At 55.3% G+C, this 21,401-nt stretch carries 17 protein-coding genes and 1 pseudogene; 11 read left to right on the forward strand and 7 right to left on the reverse strand.

What is annotated here, in order from left to right; genetic code table 11:
- Window positions 1-2 precede the first annotated feature (2 nt).
- The 5 genes and pseudogenes from HB779_RS06545 to HB779_RS06565 all read left to right on the forward strand — a co-directional run bounded on the left by HB779_RS06545 (window position 3) and on the right by HB779_RS06565 (window position 7,544).
- Entirely contained in the window at window positions 3-461 is a 459-nt protein-coding gene (locus HB779_RS06545; protein WP_188344956.1) for a carboxymuconolactone decarboxylase family protein, read from the forward strand.
- A 135-nt stretch (window positions 462-596) separates the two neighbouring features.
- Window positions 597-1,818, forward strand: a pseudogene (locus HB779_RS25645) (Mrp/NBP35 family ATP-binding protein).
- A 422-nt stretch (window positions 1,819-2,240) separates the two neighbouring features.
- A complete protein-coding gene (locus tag HB779_RS06555) occupies window positions 2,241-4,904 on the forward strand; it encodes a GH92 family glycosyl hydrolase (protein WP_210302609.1) in 2,664 nt (887 codons plus the stop codon).
- A 113-nt stretch (window positions 4,905-5,017) separates the two neighbouring features.
- Window positions 5,018-7,033: a GH92 family glycosyl hydrolase gene (locus HB779_RS06560; RefSeq protein WP_188344957.1), complete on the forward strand. Its 2,016-nt coding sequence runs from the start codon at window positions 5,018-5,020 to the stop codon at window positions 7,031-7,033.
- Complete coding sequence (locus HB779_RS06565; protein WP_188344958.1) at window positions 6,975-7,544, forward strand: glycoside hydrolase domain-containing protein; 570 nt, start codon at window positions 6,975-6,977, stop codon at window positions 7,542-7,544. The genes HB779_RS06560 and HB779_RS06565 overlap by 59 nt, the downstream gene beginning before the upstream one ends.
- Before the next feature lie 86 nt (window positions 7,545-7,630).
- Here HB779_RS06565 and HB779_RS06570 read toward each other — a convergent pair whose 3' ends face one another.
- From HB779_RS06570 to HB779_RS06580, 3 genes are all read right to left on the reverse strand, one after another.
- A complete protein-coding gene (locus HB779_RS06570) occupies window positions 7,631-8,029 on the reverse strand; it encodes a hypothetical protein (protein WP_188344959.1) in 399 nt (132 codons plus the stop codon).
- A gap of 11 nt (window positions 8,030-8,040) precedes the next feature.
- Complete coding sequence (locus HB779_RS06575; protein ID WP_210302610.1) at window positions 8,041-9,960, reverse strand: hypothetical protein; 1,920 nt, start codon at window positions 9,958-9,960, stop codon at window positions 8,041-8,043.
- Window positions 9,961-10,111: 151 nt separating this feature from the next.
- Entirely contained in the window at window positions 10,112-11,740 is a 1,629-nt protein-coding gene (locus HB779_RS06580) for an alpha-D-glucose phosphate-specific phosphoglucomutase (RefSeq protein ID WP_188344960.1), read from the reverse strand.
- A 202-nt stretch (window positions 11,741-11,942) separates the two neighbouring features.
- Between HB779_RS06580 and HB779_RS06585 the strand changes: the two genes are divergently transcribed.
- Window positions 11,943-12,197: a type II toxin-antitoxin system Phd/YefM family antitoxin gene (locus tag HB779_RS06585; protein ID WP_188344961.1), complete on the forward strand. Its 255-nt coding sequence runs from the start codon at window positions 11,943-11,945 to the stop codon at window positions 12,195-12,197.
- Window positions 12,197-12,610: a type II toxin-antitoxin system VapC family toxin gene (locus HB779_RS06590; RefSeq protein WP_188344962.1), complete on the forward strand. Its 414-nt coding sequence runs from the start codon at window positions 12,197-12,199 to the stop codon at window positions 12,608-12,610. Before HB779_RS06585 ends, HB779_RS06590 begins: the two co-directional genes overlap by 1 nt.
- A 47-nt stretch (window positions 12,611-12,657) precedes the next feature.
- Here HB779_RS06590 and HB779_RS06595 read toward each other — a convergent pair whose 3' ends face one another.
- Window positions 12,658-13,275 (reverse strand): L,D-transpeptidase, encoded by a 618-nt coding sequence (locus HB779_RS06595; RefSeq protein WP_188344963.1) that lies wholly within the window; start codon window positions 13,273-13,275, stop codon window positions 12,658-12,660.
- Window positions 13,276-13,454: 179 nt separating this feature from the next.
- Here HB779_RS06595 and HB779_RS06600 point away from each other — a divergent pair, with 179 nt between their 5' ends.
- Complete coding sequence (locus HB779_RS06600) at window positions 13,455-13,949, forward strand: MmcB family DNA repair protein (RefSeq protein WP_188344964.1); 495 nt, start codon at window positions 13,455-13,457, stop codon at window positions 13,947-13,949.
- 38 nt (window positions 13,950-13,987) lie between these two features.
- Here HB779_RS06600 and HB779_RS06605 read toward each other — a convergent pair whose 3' ends face one another.
- The 3 genes from HB779_RS06605 to hrpB form a co-directional block, all read right to left on the reverse strand.
- Window positions 13,988-14,551: an ActR/PrrA/RegA family redox response regulator transcription factor gene (locus tag HB779_RS06605; protein ID WP_188344965.1), complete on the reverse strand. Its 564-nt coding sequence runs from the start codon at window positions 14,549-14,551 to the stop codon at window positions 13,988-13,990.
- A 68-nt stretch (window positions 14,552-14,619) separates the two neighbouring features.
- Window positions 14,620-15,924, reverse strand: a complete 1,305-nt coding sequence (locus tag HB779_RS06610; RefSeq protein ID WP_188344966.1) for an ActS/PrrB/RegB family redox-sensitive histidine kinase — start codon at window positions 15,922-15,924, stop codon at window positions 14,620-14,622.
- Between the two features lie 275 nt (window positions 15,925-16,199).
- Window positions 16,200-18,647, reverse strand: coding sequence for an ATP-dependent helicase HrpB (gene hrpB, locus HB779_RS06615; protein ID WP_188344967.1), 2,448 nt, complete (start codon window positions 18,645-18,647; stop codon window positions 16,200-16,202).
- Window positions 18,648-18,916: 269 nt separating this feature from the next.
- On the opposite strand from hrpB, the gene HB779_RS06620 reads away from it, so the two are divergent.
- The 3 genes from HB779_RS06620 to HB779_RS06630 are packed head-to-tail and all read left to right on the forward strand — an operon-like array spanning window position 18,917 to window position 21,391.
- Window positions 18,917-20,299 carry a hypothetical protein gene (locus HB779_RS06620; RefSeq protein WP_210302611.1) on the forward strand — a complete coding sequence of 461 codons (1,383 nt, stop codon included), beginning with the start codon at window positions 18,917-18,919 and terminating at the stop codon, window positions 20,297-20,299.
- Entirely contained in the window at window positions 20,296-20,907 is a 612-nt protein-coding gene (locus HB779_RS06625) for a hypothetical protein (RefSeq protein ID WP_188344968.1), read from the forward strand. The genes HB779_RS06620 and HB779_RS06625 overlap by 4 nt, the downstream gene beginning before the upstream one ends.
- 46 nt (window positions 20,908-20,953) lie before the next feature.
- Window positions 20,954-21,391, forward strand: coding sequence for a hypothetical protein (locus HB779_RS06630; RefSeq protein ID WP_188344969.1), 438 nt, complete (start codon window positions 20,954-20,956; stop codon window positions 21,389-21,391).
- Window positions 21,392-21,401 lie beyond the last annotated feature (10 nt).

Genomic DNA, 21,401 nt, shown 5'->3' on the forward strand with positions numbered 1-21,401 from the left:
TTATGCAAGCACGTATGAGCAACCCGGCAATGATCAACCCCGAAGCCATGAAAGCCTTGCAGGCGCTGGCCGCATCCACCGGCAATACCGAGTTTCCGAAAGGCTTGCTTGACCTCGTGCATCTGCGCGCCAGTCAGATCAACGGCTGCAGTGTCTGCGTTGATATGCACCCGCGTCTTGCCCGCAAGGCAGGTGAAACGGATGAACGGCTTTTTGCCGTATCGGTATGGCGCGATACGCCTTATTTCAGCGATGCCGAACGTTCCGTACTGGCGCTGACTGAAGCCGTCACCCGCGTGGCTGATCGTGCTGACCCGGTGCCGGACGATGTCTGGAACGAAGCCACCAAGCATTTTGACGAGAAGCAGCTGGGAGATCTGGTTCTGGCCATCGCCAACGTCAACATCTGGAACCGCCTCAACATCGCCACCCGGCAGGTTCCCGGCGTGTGGAAAGTCTGATCCTTATCCAAGGAAAACTCTGCAAACCGCCTCGTTCAACGGGGCGTTTTGCAGCGGAAGTTACGCTTTGCCCCATTGGCGTTTTTGTTCAACTGCACTAAGTGAAGCTGCAGGGAATAAAAGGAATAATATGCAATGGCAGGCGTGACCAAGGAACAGGTTCTCGATCAGCTGAAAACAGTGACTGGTCCTGATTTCAACAGCAACATTGTCGATCTGGGTCTTGTCTCGGATATTTTCATTGCTGACAACAAGGTGTTCTTTTCCATCACCGTTCCGGCGGCGCGGGCACAGGAGCTTGATCCGCTGCGTGCCGCAGCTGAACGTGTTGTCAAGAACATGCCGGGTGTCGCCGGTGCGATCGTTGCGTTGACTGCCGAGAAAAAGGGCGGACCAACAAGTGATGATGCGGTGCCGCGTCCGGCCCCGACAGCTCCTGTCAGGCCAGCCCAGCGTCCGGCGCCGGCTGGTGCAGTGCCGCCACCGCGTGTAGCAGCGCAACCAGCAGCCCCCCCATCAGCATGGCCATGCCGCCGCACCGGTAAAATCCGGTGTTCCCGGCGTTGGAGCCATCATTGCCGTTGCCTCGGGCAAGGGCGGTGTCGGAAAGTCAACCACAGCGGTCAATCTGGCGCTCGGCCTGCAGGCGAACGGCCACCGCGTTGGTATTCTCGATGCGGATATTTACGGACCTTCGATGCCGCGGTTGTTGCATCTCTCCGGCCGTCCGGAAGTGGTGTCGGGCCGCGTGCTCAAGCCGATGGAAGGCTACGGCCTGAAAGTCATGTCGATCGGTTTTCTGGTTGATGAGGAAACCCCGATGATCTGGCGTGGCCCGATGGTCATGTCGGCACTGACGCAGATGTTGCGCGAGGTGCAGTGGGGCGATCTGGATGTGCTCGTGGTCGACATGCCGCCCGGCACCGGCGACGCTCAGCTGACCATGGCGCAGCAGGTGCCGCTTGCCGGTGCTGTCATCGTCTCGACGCCGCAGGATCTGGCGCTCATCGATGCGCGCAAGGGTCTCAACATGTTCAAGAAGGTTGATGTACCCTTGCTCGGCATTGTCGAGAACATGAGCTATTTCATCGCGCCGGATACAGGCAACCGCTACGATATTTTCGGTCATGGTGGCGCGCGTGCCGAAGCCGAAAGATTGGGTGTTCCCTTCCTCGGCGAAGTACCGCTGGTGATGGAAATCCGCGAAATGTCCGACGCGGGTACGCCTGTTGTCATCAGCAATCCCGATGGTCCGCAGGCGAAAGTCTATCGCGATATTGCCGCCAAGGTCTGGGATCAGCTGCAGGCGGCCAAGGCCAATCCGGGGCGCGCTGCCCCGGCGATCGTGTTTGACTGATCGCTGGTTCCCGTGTTTCCAACAACGCCGCTGCCGGAACAAAGCAGCGGCGTTTTGTATTTTTGGCGCACAGATTTCAAAGGCTCATAGCCCGGATTTCTTGCCGCCGTTCTCCCGTTTCTACGCGTCTGGTCAACCATTTTGCAATCATGCCGCGAGGATAATTATACTTAAGTCTCATAGACTTAAGTATAATTGACGGGTTTTATGTGGGCTAATACACCTCTGAGTTGAGAGGGCCCTTTGCAGACAACTGCATTTTAGATTGGCCGAACTGTCCTGGGAGGGGCGTTTGGCTTTCACCGGAATATTTTAAATTGAGATTTGTTCGGCGCACGAGAGTAAGTGATTTCTCATGTTTGCGTGGTGTTTCGCATCAGCCAAAATTCAATCGATTTAAAAGGTAGTTTTGGGAGGATACATTGTTAAAACGTTCTTTGCTGCTTGTTTCAGTTTTCGCTTTGGCTTCGGCGTTGACCGCGTGCGACCGCGACAATACCGCCGGTAAAAACAAACCGTCCGGAGATACCACCGGTACGTTTCAGACGCCGGAAGATGTCGCTGGTGGCACAACGCCAGTTGTGACGCCCGATGACAAGGGGCCTGTCGTCAACATACCGGATACCAAACCCAAACCTGCGCCACGTGTCGATCTGGCGCTGACGCAATATGTCAATCCATTCATTGGCACCACCTTCAGCGATGTCGGCGGGACGTTCTCCGGTGACAACAATCCGGGTGCCCAGACTCCCTTCGGCATGGTGAGCTTTGGTCCGGACACGAGGGGAAGCGGTGGCGGATACGGCTTTGGCTCGGGGGGCTATCACTACGATGACACGGCCATCCAGTTTTTCAGCATGACGCACCTGAATGGTCCCGGCTGCCGCAGTCAGGGCGCCGTTGCGATGCTGCCGACGGACAATGTCGAGCAAATTTCTGCCGCCAACAGTGGCAAGAACATCATTATGTCCAGCGGCAACAGTTTTGATCACAAGAATGAGGCAGCTGAACCAGGCTATTACAAGGTCAAATTTAATAGCGGCATTCTCAGCGAGATGACGGCAACAACGCGTTCCGGCATGGCGCGCTTCACCTATAGTGACAGTGCCAAAGCTATTCTCGTCATCGATCCAACCCGCAACAATACTCAAAAAAGCGGGATGTCCCCCAATCTCGTCGAGATCGTGCTGGGCGCTGATGGCCAGTCAATCTCCGGTCATACTGTCGTTGGCCCTTTCTGCGGTGCGCAGTGGTATCAACCGGTCTATTTTCATGCGCAGTTCGACAAGAAGATCAAACGCGAGACGTCGCCGGTGACCAACGGCGTAGCCATTCTTCACTTTGATCTGACCGATGCGGACAAGGTTGTTCAGATCAAGGTTGGTATCTCCTCGGTCAGTGTCGCCAATGCCAAGCAGAATCTCGATACTGAGAACAAGGACTGGGCCTTCGATACGGTCAAGGCCAATTCTGCCAAGAATTGGAACAGCCGTTTGAACACGATCCAGATCGGTCTGGCTGACCCCGTCAAAATGGCCGCAGCGAAACTGACAGCCGATCAGGCGGCAGCAGCCGACACCAATCTGAGAAAGTTCTACAGTGCCTTCTATCGTGTGTTCAGCGGCCCCACCGTCTATAGCGATGTGAATGGCGATTATCGCAGCATGAAACAAACCGATCTGAAGCAGCCCGGGGATATCGTGCCCGAGCGCGCCACGGAAAATGTTGCCAATTATCCGTTCAAGGTCGATGGCAAGGACGCCACCTACAAGACGCATTATTCCGGTTATTCCATGTGGGATACGTATCGCTCGCAGGCCCAGATGGTGGCGCTGATCGCACCCGAGGAAGCCAGTGACATGATGCAGTCGCTTGTTGCCGATGCCCAGCAATGCGGTGCATTCCCCCATTGGGTGGATGGCAGCGAAGATACGACACCAATGGAAGGCGATCATGCCCCAAATGTTGTCGCCGGTTCCTATGTGTTTGGTGCGAAGAAATTCGACCTTGAGAACGCTCGCAAATTTATGAAGCAATCAGTCTTTGACCCGAACAGCGCCTGTAATGACAAATCGAGTTCCGGCGGTGCATTGGCAGTTTACCGTAAAAAGGGATACGTGCCGAGCAGTGGATCCGGCCACTCTTCATCCGGCACAATTGAACGGATGATGACAGACCGGTCTGTTGCAGCATTCCTTGCTGCGTTGCCATCAACAGCCGGCGCTGATAAGGCAGATATTGAAACCCTTGTCGCCGGTGCGAAAAACTGGACGAATATATTTGACGACACGACCAAAACTTTGCGGGCAAAGGACGCGTCCGGTGCCATGGTTGGCGGCAGTTTTCATGAATCCACCGAAGAGAATTACATTTGGACCTTCGCCTATGACTGGACGTCGCTGATCAGCAAGCTTGGCGGTAAAGCCAAAGCCATTGATCGGCTGAACAATCTGGTTTCTTTCGACACCGGCAAACCGTTCGAAGGCAAAGAGCCGACCGGCGCCCAGCTTGATGGTCAAGCGGAGGGCGGCTATCCAGAGAACTCGCACAAACTATATATCGGCAACGAACCAGCCTTTCAGGCGCCCTGGGCTTACAATTGGGCCGGGGGTGCAAAATATACCCAATACATCCTGCCGATCATCATGAACAACACGTTCCTGACAACGCCCGGTGGTTTGCCCGGCAATGACGATATGGGTGCAACATCGAGCTGGTATGTCTGGTCGGCGCTTGGGCTGTTTCCTGTGATACCATCAACACCCGGTCTTGCAGTCGCCACGCCGCAATTCTCCGATATCACCCTCTGGTTTGCCGATGGCAACAAGCTCCACATTACCACTGACAAAGAGGCGATGCTGGCCAAAGCACCCTATATCAAGGAGATGAAGCTGGGCGGCACAGTCTATCAGGGAACGTGGCTGCCTCTCGACAAGATCGCCAAGGGTGGTGAGATAAGGTTCACGCTTTCGGACAAGCCGACCGATTGGGGCTCGGGTGACGATCTTACTCCGCCATCCGGACCGGACGCCGATTATACCAAGGCCACCGCCAAGCCGTTGCCGGGCGTGCAAATGATCCAATAGCAAAGATAGGGCCGTCCATGACGGCCCTTTATTACTTTCCGTTGCGTATTCGGACGGACCACCGGCCCTGAAGTGCCGGTAATTTTTCAACCATTGATAGGGAGGAAACTGTTGTGAAACACGTATTGATTCCGGCTGTCCTGTCGCTTGCAGTTCTTGCGGGCTGTCGCGACGATAATAAAACCGCCAGCAACAAGCCCGCATCGGAGGCAACGTTTGACGTTGCCCAGCAAAATCCACCGGCGAACAAGCCTGATGAAGCTGCTCCGCCACCGGTTACCCCAACCGATACCAAGCCGCCGATACCGGAATGGAAGAAGCTTGATCTTACTGGCTATGTGGACCCGCTGATCGGGTCGGATGAGGTGCCCCCGTCGGATGTTCCAGGCTCCACCGAATATCTGCTGGGTGGCTTCACCGCACCCACCGCCAGTGTGCCCTTTGGTATGGTTGCGTTTGGCCCCGACACGCCATCTCTCAGTACACCATGGAGCCCATCCGGTTATCATTATCCAAGCAAGAGTATAACGGGTTTCAATCTGATCCGCCTCAGCGGCGTGGGCTGCTATTCAGGCGGTACCGTTCCCTTCTTGCCCGCAACCGATGCGTCGCAAACGAGCGCGGTATTCGATCATGGAAAGGATGAGATTGCGAAGCCCGGTTATTACCACGTCAAATTTACCGATACCAATGTCGAGACTGACTTAACCGCGACGACGCGAACGGGTCTGGCAAAGTTTGCGTATCCCGCCGGGAGCAATGCGCTGCTGAAGATCACTGCCAAAACAAATTCCATTGGATATGGCGGCAACCTGCAAATCGACACGGCGACACAAACAGTTTCCGGCTCTGCCACCGGCGGCGGCTTCTGCAGCAACGGACAGACTTACCCGGTTTATTTCTTTGCCCAGTTCGATCAGCCATTCACCGGCACGGCGTCGGGCGCATCGACAACTCTGACCTTCGCCCCTGCTGCCACGGCTGGTTCGCCCACTGTGGTCGGGGTGAAAGTGGGTGTTTCCTATGTCAGCATCGACAATGCCAAAGACAATCTGCAGAAGGAAAGCAGCGGGCTGACGTTTGAGCAGGCACGCAAACAGGCCGACGCAGCCTGGAACACGCGCCTCAATTCAATTCAGGTCACGGGTGGCAGCGCTGACGATTTGAAGAAATTCTACACGGCACTTTACCATTCGCTGATAGCGCCGTCGGTCTATAGTGATGCCAACGGCGATTATATGAGTTTCAGCAGCAATTCGAAAAAAATGACGACGGAGAAAGGCCGCACCCAATACACGACCTTCTCCAGCTGGGATACGTACCGCTCATTGATCCCGCTGCAGGCATTGCTCTATCCGCAGGAAGTCAGCGACATGATGCAGTCGCTGGTCAATGATGCCAAGCAATGCGGGCCAAATGGCAAGACCGGCACCTTCCCCATGTGGGTCGAGGGCAACACCAACAGCGATATCATGCCGGGAGACGGTGCTTCGATCATTGTTGCCCAAAGTTATGCTTTCGGTGCGACGGCTTTTGATACCGCTGCGGCCCGGCAGATTATGCTGGACTCGTCCTCCGGCACCACCACCACGTGCCGGAATACGACCACGCTGCCTGGTTTGGCTGAATACGTAAGCAAGGGTTATCTCGTTCAGGGCTGGGGAAAAAGCACGGCCACATCGGCTTCGACCAATATGGAATATGCCAGCACCGATTTCGCCATTTCGCGTTTTATCGCTGCCCTTGCCAGCAAAGACAGCCAGCTCGTTGTCGGGAGCGAACCCGAGGCGGCAACCGGACTGCTGAAACGGTCCGGCAATTGGGCAAATCTGTTTAATCCGGATTGGAAAAACATGGCGGTTCAGCCCGCACCGCAGCCGCAGCCACGCAATGCCGACGGTACATGGCAATCCTATGTTTTCCGGAAGGATCAGGACACGTATTTCAGAGAGGGGAACGCGGAACAATATACCTATCTGGTGCCGCACGACATTCGCGGTCTGTTTCGCATGCTGGTGAAAGACAAGAACGCATCAGCAGGCTCGGAGAAGGATGCGCTCGACCGGCTGGATGCTTTCACCAAACCTCAATGCCGGAGAGCAGAACCCTTATCTATGGATCGGCAATGAGCCAACTTTCGCGGCGCCGTTCCTCTATAATTGGACGAGCCAGCCCTACAAGACGCAGGCGCTTGTCCGCCGTATCCTCACTCAGCAGTACTCGACGGCCTCAACGGGACTTCCCGGAAATGACGATGAAGGTGCTACATCGGGATGGTTTATCTGGGGCGCACTGGGCCTCTATCCGGAGATTCCAGCTGTACCGGGCTTGAGCCTTGCCAGCCCGCTTTTTCCGCAAGCGGTTATAAAACTTGGTAATGGTAAACTGGTGACGCTGAAGACCAGCAATACAGCTTCGAACTATATCCAGAGCCTTATGGTCAACGGCAAGGCGCATGACAGCACCTGGCTTCCCCTCGATACGGTGAAAGATGGCGGTACGCTGGAATTCACCCTTGGCGACAAACCGAGTTGCTGGGCCAGCAAACCGTCAGCGGAAACGGCGCCACCATCCTTTGCGCCCGATGGCAAGCAGACGCCACCTCTGACGTCAGCTATGGCCTGCACCTTGCCGCAATAGAAGACATGCAAAAAGACCGGCCTTGTTGAAAGGCCGGTCTCCTGTGCTATCCCCCTTGAAAGGAACAACGGGCTCCGCTTTTGCTCTCATTCGATTCTTTGGATGGCCGCCGCTGCTCTTGCCCGTGCTCTGGTTTCAACCGGATTGCCAAGGGAACGGGCATCGATGAAGGCCTGGATCTGTTTGAAGGTGACATAGCCCTGATGTCCCTTGTCGATCTGCGCAAAGTGGTCGGAAATAAAGCCCCAGCCTGAATCCTTTGCCTGCTGTGCAGTCAGTTGGGAAGAAGACCCCGCTGCAGTTCTGAAACGATCAGCCAATCGCTGGTCAAGCTCAGTTTGGATGGATTCATTTGTCAGCGGCTTGAGCACTGTTCCGGCCGGTGCTGGCGGGGGAACAGGAAGATCATCATAGGCGTAGGCGGGTGAGGCGAGCATAATGCCGATCGCCAGAAGAAGGACAGGTGAAAAAACTTCATATCGCATAACATATGCTCCTAATTCGAGAGGGCCACGGCTGGCGGCAAGCTGTAGCGCGGGTCGTCATAATATTTATCGATCTCTGTTTTCAAAGGTGCGCGAGAGGCTTCCGTATTATAGATCATATGGCCGCCTTCGAACCATTTGACCGGCACACGGTCGGTCATCGCCGCATTGGACAGATCCATCTCGGTTTGAAAGCCCGGCGTAGCAATATCCTCATAGCCGTGCAGAACCAGGACTTTCAAACTTGGATTCAGACTAAGCGCTTCCCTGAAGTCGGGAATGCTGGAAGGGCTGTATTCACCGGTAGATCCTCTGTGCGGCCATTTCCACGAATAAATTGCGTCGCAACATTCACTATATCTCGATCCGTTCTGATAATTGACGGAGGCTTGCATATACTTTTTGAACTCGTTGACGAATGCCACGTCGATATAATTGTCTGGAGCATAGGGTGCGTTCGACGGGAGTTTCATGCGTGCATCATAGCGGCCGAGCTTGAAACCATCGATCCAGTGGTCTTGAACCCAATCGGGGTAAATATTGGGTGTGCTTTTCCACTCCGATTCCGGCATGCCGGTGTTTGCCACGAGTTTCGCCAGAAAATTCTTGCCTGGTTGCGTATCCACAAAATCCTGCCATGGAGAGTTGCCGGTCGCGGGCTTTGTGGTCGAGTATTTGGCCAGGGTCGGTATATATTCTTTGTTGACGAAATCACGCATCGTTTGAAGGAACGCTTCGGCGGACGCTGTTCCCCGGGCCGTTGCAAGTTTATGAAAATCGCCGGCAAAAGCGTATGACGGCAGATATCCGGCACAGGAATAGTTCGTCTCCACAGCACCGGAAGGCATGTTGCAATTCGATAGATAGTCGAGCAGAGGGGAGTTCAGAATGAACCCGGAAAGCGCGATTTGCGGATTGCCTGAACTGTCCGGTGCAAAGCGGGCTGTGCCGTCATTGAGCAGAAGGTCCGCGACAATAGGGATGCGGATGCCGCCATAGGACTCGCCGTAAAGATATTTTGGCGATGTTTGCCGGTTGTTCACATTGTTGTATCGGGTGATGAAATCGCGGATCAGGGCCGCGTCGGGATCTGTTCCCCAGAAGTCCTGGTTGGTATGAGGAGAAACAGCTGTTGAGTAGCCTGTTCCTGCAGGATCAACAAATACCAGATCTGATTTATCCAGCAGCGTTATCGCATTTTCTTCCGATGGAAGGCTCGTTGGCTGCTCGTAATCATATTCCATCGGAATGGTGGGGGCATCGGATTTCAACCGCATTGGGGCCCACGAACCCATATGCAGCCAGATCGAGGCAGAGCCTGGCCCGCCATTCCACAGAAAGGTCACCGGGCGTTTTTCCTTCGGCAGACCATCACGCGTATAGGCAGTATAGAAAATAGCGGCTTCTGCATCTTCCTTGCCGGTTTGTGCATCCTTGGGCGCGTAGGCGATCAAATGACCGGATTGAGCCGTATAATTGATCACCTTGCCATTGATCGTCATCTGCTGGCGCTTGACGGATTTTGTCTCATCAATCAACGCAGCTTTGATCGAGCCGCCTGCGGATGTATCATAGTCATTCTTGTCGTTGACGGGATTGTGTTTCGGTGCCAGCAGATTGAACGCTTCATCTTCAAAGCCGCCATCCGCGAGCATCGTTCCGGCTTCCTGCGATAGTCCGACAGACAGCAGGATATCTGCAGCCTGCTTGAATTGGCCTGATGCCTTCAGTGTGGCCGCAACGGCCCGCGCTGTGTCTGGCGTGAGTTTTTCCGCGGGAGCAGTGGTGCTGGGTTCGCCGAACGTTCCGCCCGATACAGTGGTTGGAGGAGAAGGATTGTTCGAAGCTGGCACTGGTGGAGAAGAACTCTCCGAACCGTCACAGGCAACGAGGGTAAGCAAAAGGGCGAGGGACGAATATCTTAAATTCATGGAACAAAATCCCCTAACTCAAAAGTTGCAGCATTTGTAAAATGCAACCTTTGGGTTAGAGGAAAGCGAAGTCAATTCGACTAAAGTATTATAACTACACGATAATGGACGCCAAATGAGGCCTAAGCCAAATCTACGACCTTCGTAGTGATTATGTAATCACGCTTGGCTTGTCGCGGCCGGTGCGGGTCTTGATTTCGGTCAGTTCATCCGCAGCGCGGATGAGGTCAGCCAAGGCACTCTGTGTTTCAAGGCCATGGCGTTTCGGATCGGCCTCATAGCGCTCTATATAGAGCCGCAAGGTTGCGCCAGATGTGCCGGTGCCGGACAGGCGCAGGACAATCCGCGAACCGCCATCGAACAGAATGCGAATGCCCTGATGTTCGCTCACCGATTTGTCGATCGGATCATGATAGGCAAAGTCATCGGCCTTGGTGATGGTCAGTCCCTGCACCGTCGTTCCGGCGAGGCTTGGCAGCTTGGCACGCAGATCGCTGACCAAGCTGTTGGCGGCCGCTGAATCCACTTCCTCATAGTCGTGACGCGTATAGTAGTTGCGCCCGTATGCGGCCCAATGTTCCCGCGATATCTGCTGCACACTCTCCTTGCGCACCGCAAGGATGTTAAGCCAGAGCAGCACAGCCCAAAGCCCGTCCTTTTCACGCACATGATTGGAGCCCGTGCCCGAGCTTTCCTCGCCGCAGATGGTTGCCATATCGGCATCGAGCAGATTGCCGAAGAACTTCCAGCCGGTCGGCGTCTCGTACATACCGATCTTGAGTTTCTCTGCCACCCGGTCTGCCGCGCCGCTGGTGGGCATGGAGCGGGCAATGCCTTTCAATCCAGCTTTGTAACCCGGCGCCAGATGCGCATTGGCTGCCAGCATGGCGAGCGAATCCGACGGGGTGACATACATGCCCTTGCCGATAATCAGGTTGCGGTCGCCATCGCCATCCGATGCGGCGCCAAAATCCGGGCCGTTCGGCGACATCATCAGGTCATAGAGGTCCTTGGCATAGACGAGATTGGGATCGGGGTGATGTCCGCCGAAATCTTCCAGCGGCACGAAATTGACGCAGGTACCATCCGGCGCGCCCAGACGGTGTTCAAGAATTTCCTTGCCATACGGCCCGGTCACGGCGTGCATGGAATCGAACCGCAAGGTGAAGCCGGATTTGATCAGCGCCCGAATTGCATCGAAGTCGAACAGCGTTTCCATCAGTTCGGCATAATCGGTGACGGAATCGATGATCTCGACGTCCACGCCTGCGACCTGCTGCTTGCCGACGGTGTCGATATCGATATCTGCCGTATCGGCAATCAGATAGCGATCGATGACCTTGGAACGGGCGAAGACCGCCTCGGTAATTTTCTCGGGGGCAGGGCCGCCATTGCCGATATTGTACTTGATGCCGAAATCTTCTTTCGGTCCGCCCGGATTGTGGCTGGCGGAAAGGATGAAACCGCCGAAGGCCTTGTACTTGCGGATGACATTGGAAACAGCCGGCGTTGATAGAATACCACCCTGGCCGACGAGAATGCGGCCAAAACCATTGGCAACAGCCATCCGGATGGCAATCTGCACCACGTCGCGATTGAAATATCGCCCATCACCGCCAATCACCAGCGTCTTGCCTTTGAAACCTTCCAGCGAGTCAAACACCGACTGGATGAAATTCTCGACATAATTGGGCTGCTGGAATTCCGGGACCTTTTTACGCAAGCCCGATGTGCCGGGCTTCTGGTCATCAAACGGCGTGGTGGCGATGGTTTTGAACATGTGGACCTTCCCGGTTATGCGCATCTCGAACCCCTATCGTCCCGATGGACGCGAAAGGCTTTGAGACAATCTATGGGCCCCATATCGATCAGGTCAACAAGGCAAAAATCCGTTCGGTAAATAAAACAGGCAAGCACCAGTTCAAGAGTTTTGCGTTCATGTAAAAATGTAGTAACATAGCTACAATCAAGAAGGGTATGTCATGGGCATTACAACCGTTTCAAGCCGGGAATTCAATCAGCATGCCAGTGACGTCAAAAAGGCGGCAAACGACGGTCCTGTGTTCATCACAGATCGGGGACGCCCGGCTCATGTTCTCTTGAGCATTGAGGAATATCTGAAACTGACAGGCGGGCAGGAGAGCCTGGCCGACGTGCTGACCGAGCAGAGACAGACGGATTTTGACTTCGATATACCGCGCCTCAAGGTCACCATCCGCCCAGCTGATTTTTCCTGATGTTCATTCTGGATACCAATTTCATCTCGGAAATGCGCCGGCCTGATAGAGCAGATGCGAAAGTAATGGCATGGGCGGCAACTATACCGTTCGCGCGGTTCTTTCTCTCGGTGATCACGATTCTGGAAATTGATCAGGGACTGCTGCTGGTGGAACGAAGAGACGCGCAGCAGGGAGCAATATTGCGAGACTGGCGCGACCATTGGGTCTTGCCGCGATTTGAAGATAGAATTCTGGCGATTGATACTGCGGTTGCCCAGCGTTGTGCGCACTTGCACGTACCTGATCCCCAGTCCGAGCGCGATGCGCTGATCGCAGCGACCGCGTTGGTCCACGGCATGACTGTCGTCACCCGCAATGCCGCCGATTTTGCAGCAACCGGCGTCCAGATTATCAATCCATGGAACACATGAAAAGGCCGCCCGGAGGCGGCCTGTTCCTGCGGCTTGTCAGCCAGCACTTACATTACAACAACCTTGGCGCCGACTTCGGCACGGTTGTACAGATCAAGAATGTCCTGGTTCATCAGGCGGATGCAGCCGGATGACATGGCTTTGCCGATTGACCACCATTCCGGCGTGCCGTGCAGGCGGTAGCCCGTATCGCCACTCTTGTTGAACAGGTAAAGCGCACGGGCTCCTAGCGGGTTCTGCAAGCCCGGATCCATACCATCACGGAATTCAGCCAGTTCGGGACGGCGCTTGATCATTTCCTTGGGTGGTGTCCAGGTTGGCCATTCGCGCTTCAAGGCAATACGAGCCGAGCCGGACCATTCGAAGCCCTGCTTGCCAACACCGATGCCGTAACGCATGGCGCGGCCATCGCCGAGAACCAGATAGAGGAATTTTGCGCCCGTATCGACAATGATTGTTCCGGGAACTTCGCCGCCGTCATAGCGTACTTCCTGACGCAGGAATTGTGGCGGAATTTTTGCTTTTGGAATAGCTGGAAGCACATAACCAGCGTCGGTGACGGAAGAATAGGAAGCGGTGGAATAGTTGAAACCGATTGTGGAACAGCCGGTCAGAGCAGTTGCACCCATCAGTCCAACTGCAAGGACGATTGTCTTGAGCTGCATAGTTACCCCATCAAGTATTAAGCGAATCTGAAACGATTCAGTTGTCTGCCCCAATTATCGCCATTATTGTTAATGCTTGATTAACCGTAAAGTGAAGTTTTCTGTTAACCACGTTTTCTTCAACCAACTGGTGCATTTTTGTCGTATTCGGTTGTAGAGATTTCAGCGATACTTACACCATGCCCCTTGTGATTCCCGGTCAAACCAGTCCGCTCATTGATGGACGCCAGTCAGAAAACGCCATGATGGTGCGCCGCGGCGTGCAACGGCTGTTTCTGGAGCTTGGTTTGGCGGTCATGCCGGAATTGCCTCTGGCGTCGGGCAGACGTGCCGATCTGGTAGCGCTGACACGCAGCGGCGAAATCTGGATTGTCGAAATCAAGTCATCGATCGAGGATTGGAAGGTTGACCGCAAATGGCCGGAATACCGCGCCCATTGCGACCGCCTGTTCTTTGCCACGCATCCGGGCGTTCCCTCAGAGATTTTTCCGGAAGATTGCGGGTTTATCCTGTCCGATGGCTACGGGGCGGAAATCCTGCGCGATGCCCCGGAACACAAATTGCCGGGTGCAACGCGCAAGGCCATGACCCTGCGCTTTGCCCGCGTCAGTGCCGCACGGATGACGCTTGCCGAGCTGTCAGGAATTCATCTGCCCGAGACGGATATCGAGTAGGGCGAACTCGCACCACAAGACTGAATCACGCTGGAGATTTAGCGCGGCGCGCGCTTGGCCAGAATACGCTGCAAGGTACGCCGGTGCATATTGAGCCGGCGTGCCGTTTCCGAAACATTGCGGTCGCACATTTCATAGACGCGCTGGATATGTTCCCAGCGAACCCGGTCCGCTGACATCGGGTTTTCCGGCGGTGCAACCTTGTCGCCGGCACGGCGGGTCAGGGCGGCAAACACCTCGTCGGCATCGGCAGGCTTCGACAGGTAATCAATGGCGCCGAGCTTCACGGCATTGACCGCCGTGGCGATATTGCCATAGCCGGTCAGGACAATTGCACGGGTGTCTTCGCGCCGGGCGCGGATCGCTTCGATAATATCGAGACCATTGCCATCGCCCAGACGCATATCGACAACCGCGTATGCTGGTGCGTGGACTTTGACGCTGGCAAGCCCTGCTTCAACGGACTCCGCAATTGCAACCGTAAATCCCCGGGATTCCATCGCGCGCGCCAGGCGCTGCAAAAACGGCTTGTCGTCGTCAACCAGTAACAACGTCCGATCGCCGCCTATGGCCGCAATATCGTCCTGATCCGTGTGTTCCATCAGGGTTTCCTGCTCATTTCTTATAAATATATTCCGTTAATGGTTTGCAATGAACAAAAAGTCAAAGGTTATCCGTTTTGTTCATCAAGTTGATTGCGCGGCCACGTCACGACAACTTCGGCGCCTTGACCCGGATCGTTGCGATTGCGAAAGGTGATGGCCGCGCCGGAACGCTCCAGCAGGGTTTTGGCAATGAACAGCCCGAGGCCGAGTCCGCCGCCATGTTCGTTGGTCTCGCGGTCCCGTCCGGTTGTGTAGGGCTCGCCAATTCGGTCGAGAATATCCGCCTGAAAACCTTTGCCATCGTCAGCAACGACGATCTGCACGGTCTTGTCAGTCCAGCCCCAGCTGACCTGAATTGTCTCGCGGGCAAAATCCACCGCATTTTCGACCAGATTGCCTAGGCCGTAAATAATGCCGGGATTGCGGCGGATAACCGGCTCATGTCCATCGCCACGCAGTTTCGTCACCTCGATGCTGATACCGAAATTACGGTTGGGCTCGATGACTTCCTCGATCAGCGAGGAAATCTTGAGGCGCGACATATGCTCTTCGCTTTCCGAGGAAAGACTGGTTAGCCGCTTCAGAATTTCGCGGCAGCGATCCGCCTGAGAGCGCAAGAGTTCGACATCGTCGGCAAAGCGGTCGTCCTCGGCCAGCGCCCGCTGCATTTCCTTGGCGACAAGCGCAATGGTGGCGAGCGGCGTGCCGAGTTCATGTGCGGCGGCGGCGGCCAGGCCATCCAGCGCCGACAGGTGCTGCTCGCGCTGCAGGATCAGTTCTGTCGCGGTCAGCGCGTCGGCCAGTAGTCGCGCTTCTTCAGCGACGCGGTAGGCATAGACGGCTGTAAAGACCAGCGCCGAGACAACCGAGCACCAGACACCGGCCACCAGCACAAACGGCAATTGCAGGGTCTCTTCCGGGTACCAGGGCAGGGGCAGGTGAAAGTAGGCCAGCGCAGTGGCGCAAATGGTGACCAGAATGCCCAGTGTCACAGTGGAGGACGCCGGCAGGGATGTGGCCGAAATAATGACAGGAACAATCATCAGCACCGCGAACGGATTCTGCAATCCGCCCGTCATATAAAGCAGACCTGCCACCTGCAATATGTCGAAGGCAAGCACGGTGATCGCCGCACGCGGCTCAAGCCGGTGGTTGATCGGATAACGGAATGACAACAGCAGGTTCAGCCAGGCGGAACAGGCAATCAGCGCAAAGCAGATGCTGACCGGGAAAGGAAATTTCATATAGAGCGCGACGAAGAGCACCGCGATGCTCTGGCCTGCCACCGCCAGCCAGCGCAGGCGGATCAGGGTCGTCAGCCGCAATCGCCGCGACAGATAGGAGGAACGTATGCCGAATTCGTGAGCCATGCCCGAGCTTTAGAACAAACCGCGTGCAAATGGAATTCTGGATTTTCTGAGAGTGATACTCAGGTTCTTTGATAGTTAAGCTCTTCAAGGCTGCACCACCATTGTGCGTGGTTCGACAGGCTCACCATGAGGGAGATGGATGGGTTGCAGGGAGACAAATTCTGCGAGATCTTTATGGATCTTGGCAATTTCAGAACTGACCTTGCAGCCAAACCCTCTCCCTCATGGTGAGCCTGTCGAACCACGCACACTACCGCTGCAGCCTTGAAGAAAACTCACGTGCCCCGTGGCTTGGCCCGGCTGGTTGGCGCTGCATTTGATGGATCATCCGGCCAGACATGGCGGGGATAGCGGCCACGCATATCGCTGCGCACGTCTGCCCATGATCCTTTCCAGAAACCCGGCAAATCGCGGGTGATCTGGATTGGCCGGTGCGCAGGCGACAGCAATTCCAGCAACAGCGGAATCGTGCCATTTGCAATGGAAGGGTGCGTCCCCAGCCCGAACAATTCCTGTACCCGCACCGCTAGCACCGCATCCTCCGCATCATAACGGACCGGAATATTCGAGCCGGTGGGCACGGTAAAATGCGTCGGCGCCAACGTGTCGATCTTGCGCTGTAATTCATGCGGCACCAGCGAGCGCAAACCGTCATGCAGCACGTGCGCCGGGATCTGGTTGAGATTGGCAATGCCGGTGAGGAAAGGCAAAAGCCAGTCATCGAGCGTCGCGATCAGGTCCGCATCGGCCATGGAGGGCCACGGTTCGCCCAGCCCCTTGTGCAGCCAGGCCAGCCGCCGCCGCAGGATCGTCGCTTCCTTCGGCCACGGCAGAATATCGAGGCCATGGCTGCGCACCGCCTCGATCACGCCCTGATTGGCTGCTTCGCCCGATGGCGCCGGAAGGTTCTTTTCTGCAAGGGCGATAGCGCCGATGCGGGTGGCATCGCGCGCCTGCAAAGTGTTGCGGCCGGCATCATATGTCACCTGCCGCCCGCTGACGATGCGCCCGCCCAGTGCCTCGCGGATTTCGGCTTCCGTCAGTTCGGCCGCCGCCAGAATGCGTGCCTTGCCCGCCCGGCCTGCCAGATCAGCCACCACAAGAAACGGCGAACGCGCCAGCGATGTTGCCGGATCGATCTCGCCGCCGCGGCCATTGGCAAGGGTGAACTGGCCATTGCCACGCGATTTGGCGATCCGGTCGGGATAAGCACCGATAAGCAGGCGCCCAACACTGTCCGGTTCATCTGAAGAGGTCTGCCCCTGTCCCGCCAGCTTTTTTGCCAGCGACCGGGCACGGCTGGCGCGATCGCCCCTGTCACGCTGAAAGCGGGAGAGGCGCACATCAAGGTCGATATCATTGCCGCCAAGCCCGCGCTCGGTCAAAAGCACGGCAAGTTCCGCCGCCCGCAATGCCTGCCCGCGTTCGCGCGCCATGAGCACCATGTGTGCGAGCCGGGCTGGCAGCGCCAGTGCCCGCATGGCCTCACCCATTGGAGTAATACGGTCATTTTCCAATGCACCGAGATTGTCCAGAAGCGCCTTGGCTTCTTTGACTGCTGGCGCTGGCGGCAGATCGAGAAAAGCCAGACTGCGCGGATCCGCAACGCCCCAGGCGGCACAATCCAGCACCAGCCCGGTCAAATCTGCTTCGAGAATTTCCGGCGGCGCAAAGGCTTCCAAAGCTGCCGTCTGTTCGGCCCGCCACAACCGCAATGCGATGCCGGGCTCTGTACGCCCTGCACGTCCCGCACGCTGGTCCACCGCCGCCCGTGCTGCCCGCACGGTTTCCAGCCGGGTCAACCCTGTGGCAGGCTCGAATTTCGGCAGCCGTGCCAGACCGCTGTCGATGACCACGCGCACGCCATCAATGGTGATGGATGTCTCGGCGATGGAAGTGGCCAGCACCACCTTGCGCTTGCCCGCTGGCGCAGGCCGGATCGCTGCATCCTGATCGCGGCCTTCGAGCGCTCCATAGAGCGGCACGATCATCGTATCCGCAGGTATTCGTCCCTCCAGCGCTTCAGCTGTGCGTTCGATTTCGCGCTGGCCCGGCAGAAATGCCAGAATACTGCCGGTCTCCGTTGCCAGTGTCTCGCGGATCGCCTTGGCCATGGCATCCTCGATCCGCTCGTCCGGCTTGCGCTCGCGGTACCGTGTCTCGATGGGGTGGGAACGCCCCTTGCTTTCCAGCACCGGGGCATCGCCCAGAAGGCTTGCCACCCGCGCGCCGTCCAGCGTCGCTGACATGACCAGAATTTTCAGATCCGGCCGCAATGCCGCCTGCACATCAAGCGCCAGTGCCAGCCCGAAATCCGCATCGAGACTGCGCTCGTGGAATTCATCGAACAGTACGATACCGACATTCTTCAGCTCCGGATCGTCCAGAATCATCCGGGCAAACACGCCCTCGGTGACCACGAGAATGCGTGTTTTTCCCGAGACCTTGTTTTCCAACCGCATGCGATAGCCAACCGTTGCACCCGCTTCCTCGCCGAGAAGACTTGCCATGCGGCTGGCCGCAGCCCGTGCGGCGAGCCGCCGGGGTTCGAGCAGTACGATCATCCGGTCCTCGCGCCATGGCGCGCCCAGCAGATGCAGCGGAATGAGAGTCGTCTTGCCCGCACCCGGCGGCGCCACCAGCACAGCCGCATTGCCCAGCCCGAGGGCTGCATCAAGCGCCGGGAAGATTTCGGTAACGGGAAGGGCCGGCAGATAAGGCAATATGCATTTCCAAAGTTGAGATGTTGGCGTTTTGACAGGATTGCATCGGGCAAGTCCATCTCATTCCGGCAAAAGTCGCCCGCGTGATCGCGAATATATGTTGGGAAATGGGCGTCAGAGGCGTTTGTCTTAATACCTTAGTCTAATCCAGCGCAAACTGTCGCAACCTAACCTATTGAAGTTATTTCATCAGCAAAAGAAGTTGTTCATAAAATAGGCAATATGTCTCTCTGATTGAACTTTAGGATAATTGACTGGTCCACCCCCAATTGAAGAAGGTTGTTTTTTTAAGAGGGGATATTTTACATATGAAATTTAGGGGTTTCTCATTATCAATTCTGGTTTTTCTGGCTGCTTGCGATGGATCAAATTCTCCAACAACGAATACGTCGGAGGGAACATTCGGTTCTCCGCCAATCACGCAAGTAGCGGATCAATTCAATTGGCCCACAGACAATATCATTGAAGACACAATGGAGTTTGATTTTTCAGGGGGCGGGGCATTTGAGCTGTCGGCAGTAAATGAAACGCCCGCCGTCAAACATCACAGTATGACGATCAATGGTGAAACTGTTGGCTATACGGCCAGCGCCGGACATCTCATCGCCTATGCGCCGAAAGACCCCGCCAATCCGGGCAAGAAAGATGCACAGGCATCCATCTTCTATATGGCTTACACGCGGGACGATCTGCCACGCGAGAATCGCCCGGTGACATTTTTCTGGAATGGAGGGCCGGGATCATCGTCATCAACGCTTCACATGGGGTCGTGGGCGCCGCAGCGTCTCAAGACCGGCGCACCGGTCATGCCGGAAAGCGCCAAGCAAGAAAAACCGAAAAGTTTCCCGTTGATCGACAACGAAGAGACCTTGCTGGACCGTTCCGACCTGGTGTTTGTCGACCCTGTAGGCACGGGATATTCAGAGGCGATAAAACCGCACAAGAATAAAGATTTTTGGGGAATGGACGCAGATGCAGCTGTTATTCGCGATTTCATTACCAGTTACATCAATCGCAACAAGCGGCAAAATTCGCCGAAATATCTTTACGGTGAATCCTACAGCGGTATTCGCACGCCTATTGTAGCCAATCTGCTGGAGCAGGCGGGGATCACCGAATACGAGCAAGATGCTTCTGTTCAAAAACCGATTGTTCTGTCGGGGATTGTGCTGAACTCTCCGATCCTCGATTTCAACAGCAACTGTGTTCAGGATACAAGTGCTTCATGCGCCGGCAGTCTGCCGACCTTTGGATTGGTAGCCGACTATTACAAAAAGGGCGCTACGCGTGGAAAAGCATCCATCGCTGAATATGCCGAAGTCCTAAGGAAATTTGTTAAGGAAAAGCACAATGCCGCCCACAAGATTTGGTATTCACCTGAACTGGCCAAGGCAAAGGGTTTGTACATCGGCGCTAAAACTCAATTTGATCATCTTATTGATTACCCTATGTTGGCCGATTCCGAAAAAGCCAAACAGTGGGCTATTGGCAACAAAGAGAACGCACTCAGTTATGGCACCAGTTTAGCGGATATTTTTTTCTCCAAAGCCTCAACCGAGCATTCTGATTTCCTCAGCAAATTCCTGATTGATCCCTATATGACCCTTAAGGATTATACAGATGCGACGGCTGGCGCTGCGAAAAAGATTTGAGCCCGGATTGGCTGAAATACGCAACAACCCCCACAGGAATGGGCTTCTTCAAGGATATGACTGGTATAACCGGGTTGGATATTGACTGGCTGACTGAATTCGAGCTGTCATATTATAAGTTCAAGACCAGTCTCATGCCAGATTTAACTTTGAATTCTTACGACGCCCGTCTGAATATTCCAAAAGGCGCATACGATTTCACATTCTATGACGATGAAGCATTTAAGGCCGGGATAAAAGCCGCCCTGCCTGATACGTTCAATTTTCGCTCTGCTGCAACATACCAGTCATCGAATTCTTCGGTAATATCACTATGGAATTGGAATCGTGATGCGGCACTCGCCTATGCGAAAAGCAGTATTCCCGATCTGGTTGAAACATTGGGCTACGATCCGTCCGTAAAGATGCTGATTGTGCACGGTTATTACGATCTGGTTTGCCCATTTTTCCAGACCGAGCTGGATCTCATGAATGTCGGACTGACTAAACGTATCCCGGTCAAAAACTTTGCGGGCGGTCATATGATTTATGAATCAGAGGAGGCGCGTGTCCCGATGAAACAGGAATTGGATGCATTCTATGCGGCAGGCCCTGTGCTCACGCAGTAAGACACAATTTTCAGTATTCATGTTAACCCAAAAATTGAGAACGTTTATGAAGTATTATCAATCAATCGCCGTTCTTGTGACGATGGGCTTGATCACAGGGGTGCCTGTGAAAGCCGGTGCCGTTGAAAAAGCCACTGTTGCACATGAGGCGGATTTAAACGCAATGAAAGCGGGGGTTAACTCTCCCGACACCGCCCCTACAGCGCCGCAAAAACTCGATGAGAGCGGCATAAGAGATGTTGTGAATCAACAACTGAAGAGACGTTTTGAAAAAGCCGCGGGTAAAGACGGATATCTCACGCCTGATGGGGCGAGAGCGGCCGGCTGGGGCATTATTGCGGATCATTTCACAGAGATTGACCGTGACAATAAGGGCTTTGTCAGCCTCGCAGAAGTCCTGTCATATCTGAAAGCGCGGTCACCTCTCAAAGTGCGCTCTTCCACAGAAAGCCCGGATGGCAAGGCCGTTCAAATCATTCAGTGAGTTCTTTCGG

The organism is Phyllobacterium sp. 628 (assembly GCF_014189505.1).
Taxonomy (GTDB): domain Bacteria; phylum Pseudomonadota; class Alphaproteobacteria; order Rhizobiales; family Rhizobiaceae; genus Phyllobacterium.

Excerpts from the sequence above, each read along its gene's own strand:
- HB779_RS06545 (WP_188344956.1), top strand. The coding sequence starts at position 3 with ATGCAAGCACGTATGAGCAACCCGGCAATGATCAACCCCGAAGCCATG.
- HB779_RS06565 (WP_188344958.1), top strand. The coding sequence starts at position 6,975 with ATGCTTTCACCAAACCTCAATGCCGGAGAGCAGAACCCTTATCTATGG.
- HB779_RS06570 (WP_188344959.1), bottom strand. The coding sequence starts at position 8,029 with ATGCGATATGAAGTTTTTTCACCTGTCCTTCTTCTGGCGATCGGCATT.
- HB779_RS06575 (WP_210302610.1), bottom strand. The coding sequence starts at position 9,960 with ATGAATTTAAGATATTCGTCCCTCGCCCTTTTGCTTACCCTCGTTGCC.
- HB779_RS06580 (WP_188344960.1), bottom strand. The coding sequence starts at position 11,740 with ATGTTCAAAACCATCGCCACCACGCCGTTTGATGACCAGAAGCCCGGC.
- HB779_RS06585 (WP_188344961.1), top strand. The coding sequence starts at position 11,943 with ATGGGCATTACAACCGTTTCAAGCCGGGAATTCAATCAGCATGCCAGT.
- HB779_RS06590 (WP_188344962.1), top strand. The coding sequence starts at position 12,197 with ATGTTCATTCTGGATACCAATTTCATCTCGGAAATGCGCCGGCCTGAT.
- HB779_RS06595 (WP_188344963.1), bottom strand. The coding sequence starts at position 13,275 with ATGCAGCTCAAGACAATCGTCCTTGCAGTTGGACTGATGGGTGCAACT.
- HB779_RS06600 (WP_188344964.1), top strand. The coding sequence starts at position 13,455 with ATGCCCCTTGTGATTCCCGGTCAAACCAGTCCGCTCATTGATGGACGC.
- HB779_RS06605 (WP_188344965.1), bottom strand. The coding sequence starts at position 14,551 with ATGGAACACACGGATCAGGACGATATTGCGGCCATAGGCGGCGATCGG.
- HB779_RS06610 (WP_188344966.1), bottom strand. The coding sequence starts at position 15,924 with ATGGCTCACGAATTCGGCATACGTTCCTCCTATCTGTCGCGGCGATTG.
- HB779_RS06630 (WP_188344969.1), top strand. The coding sequence starts at position 20,954 with ATGAAGTATTATCAATCAATCGCCGTTCTTGTGACGATGGGCTTGATC.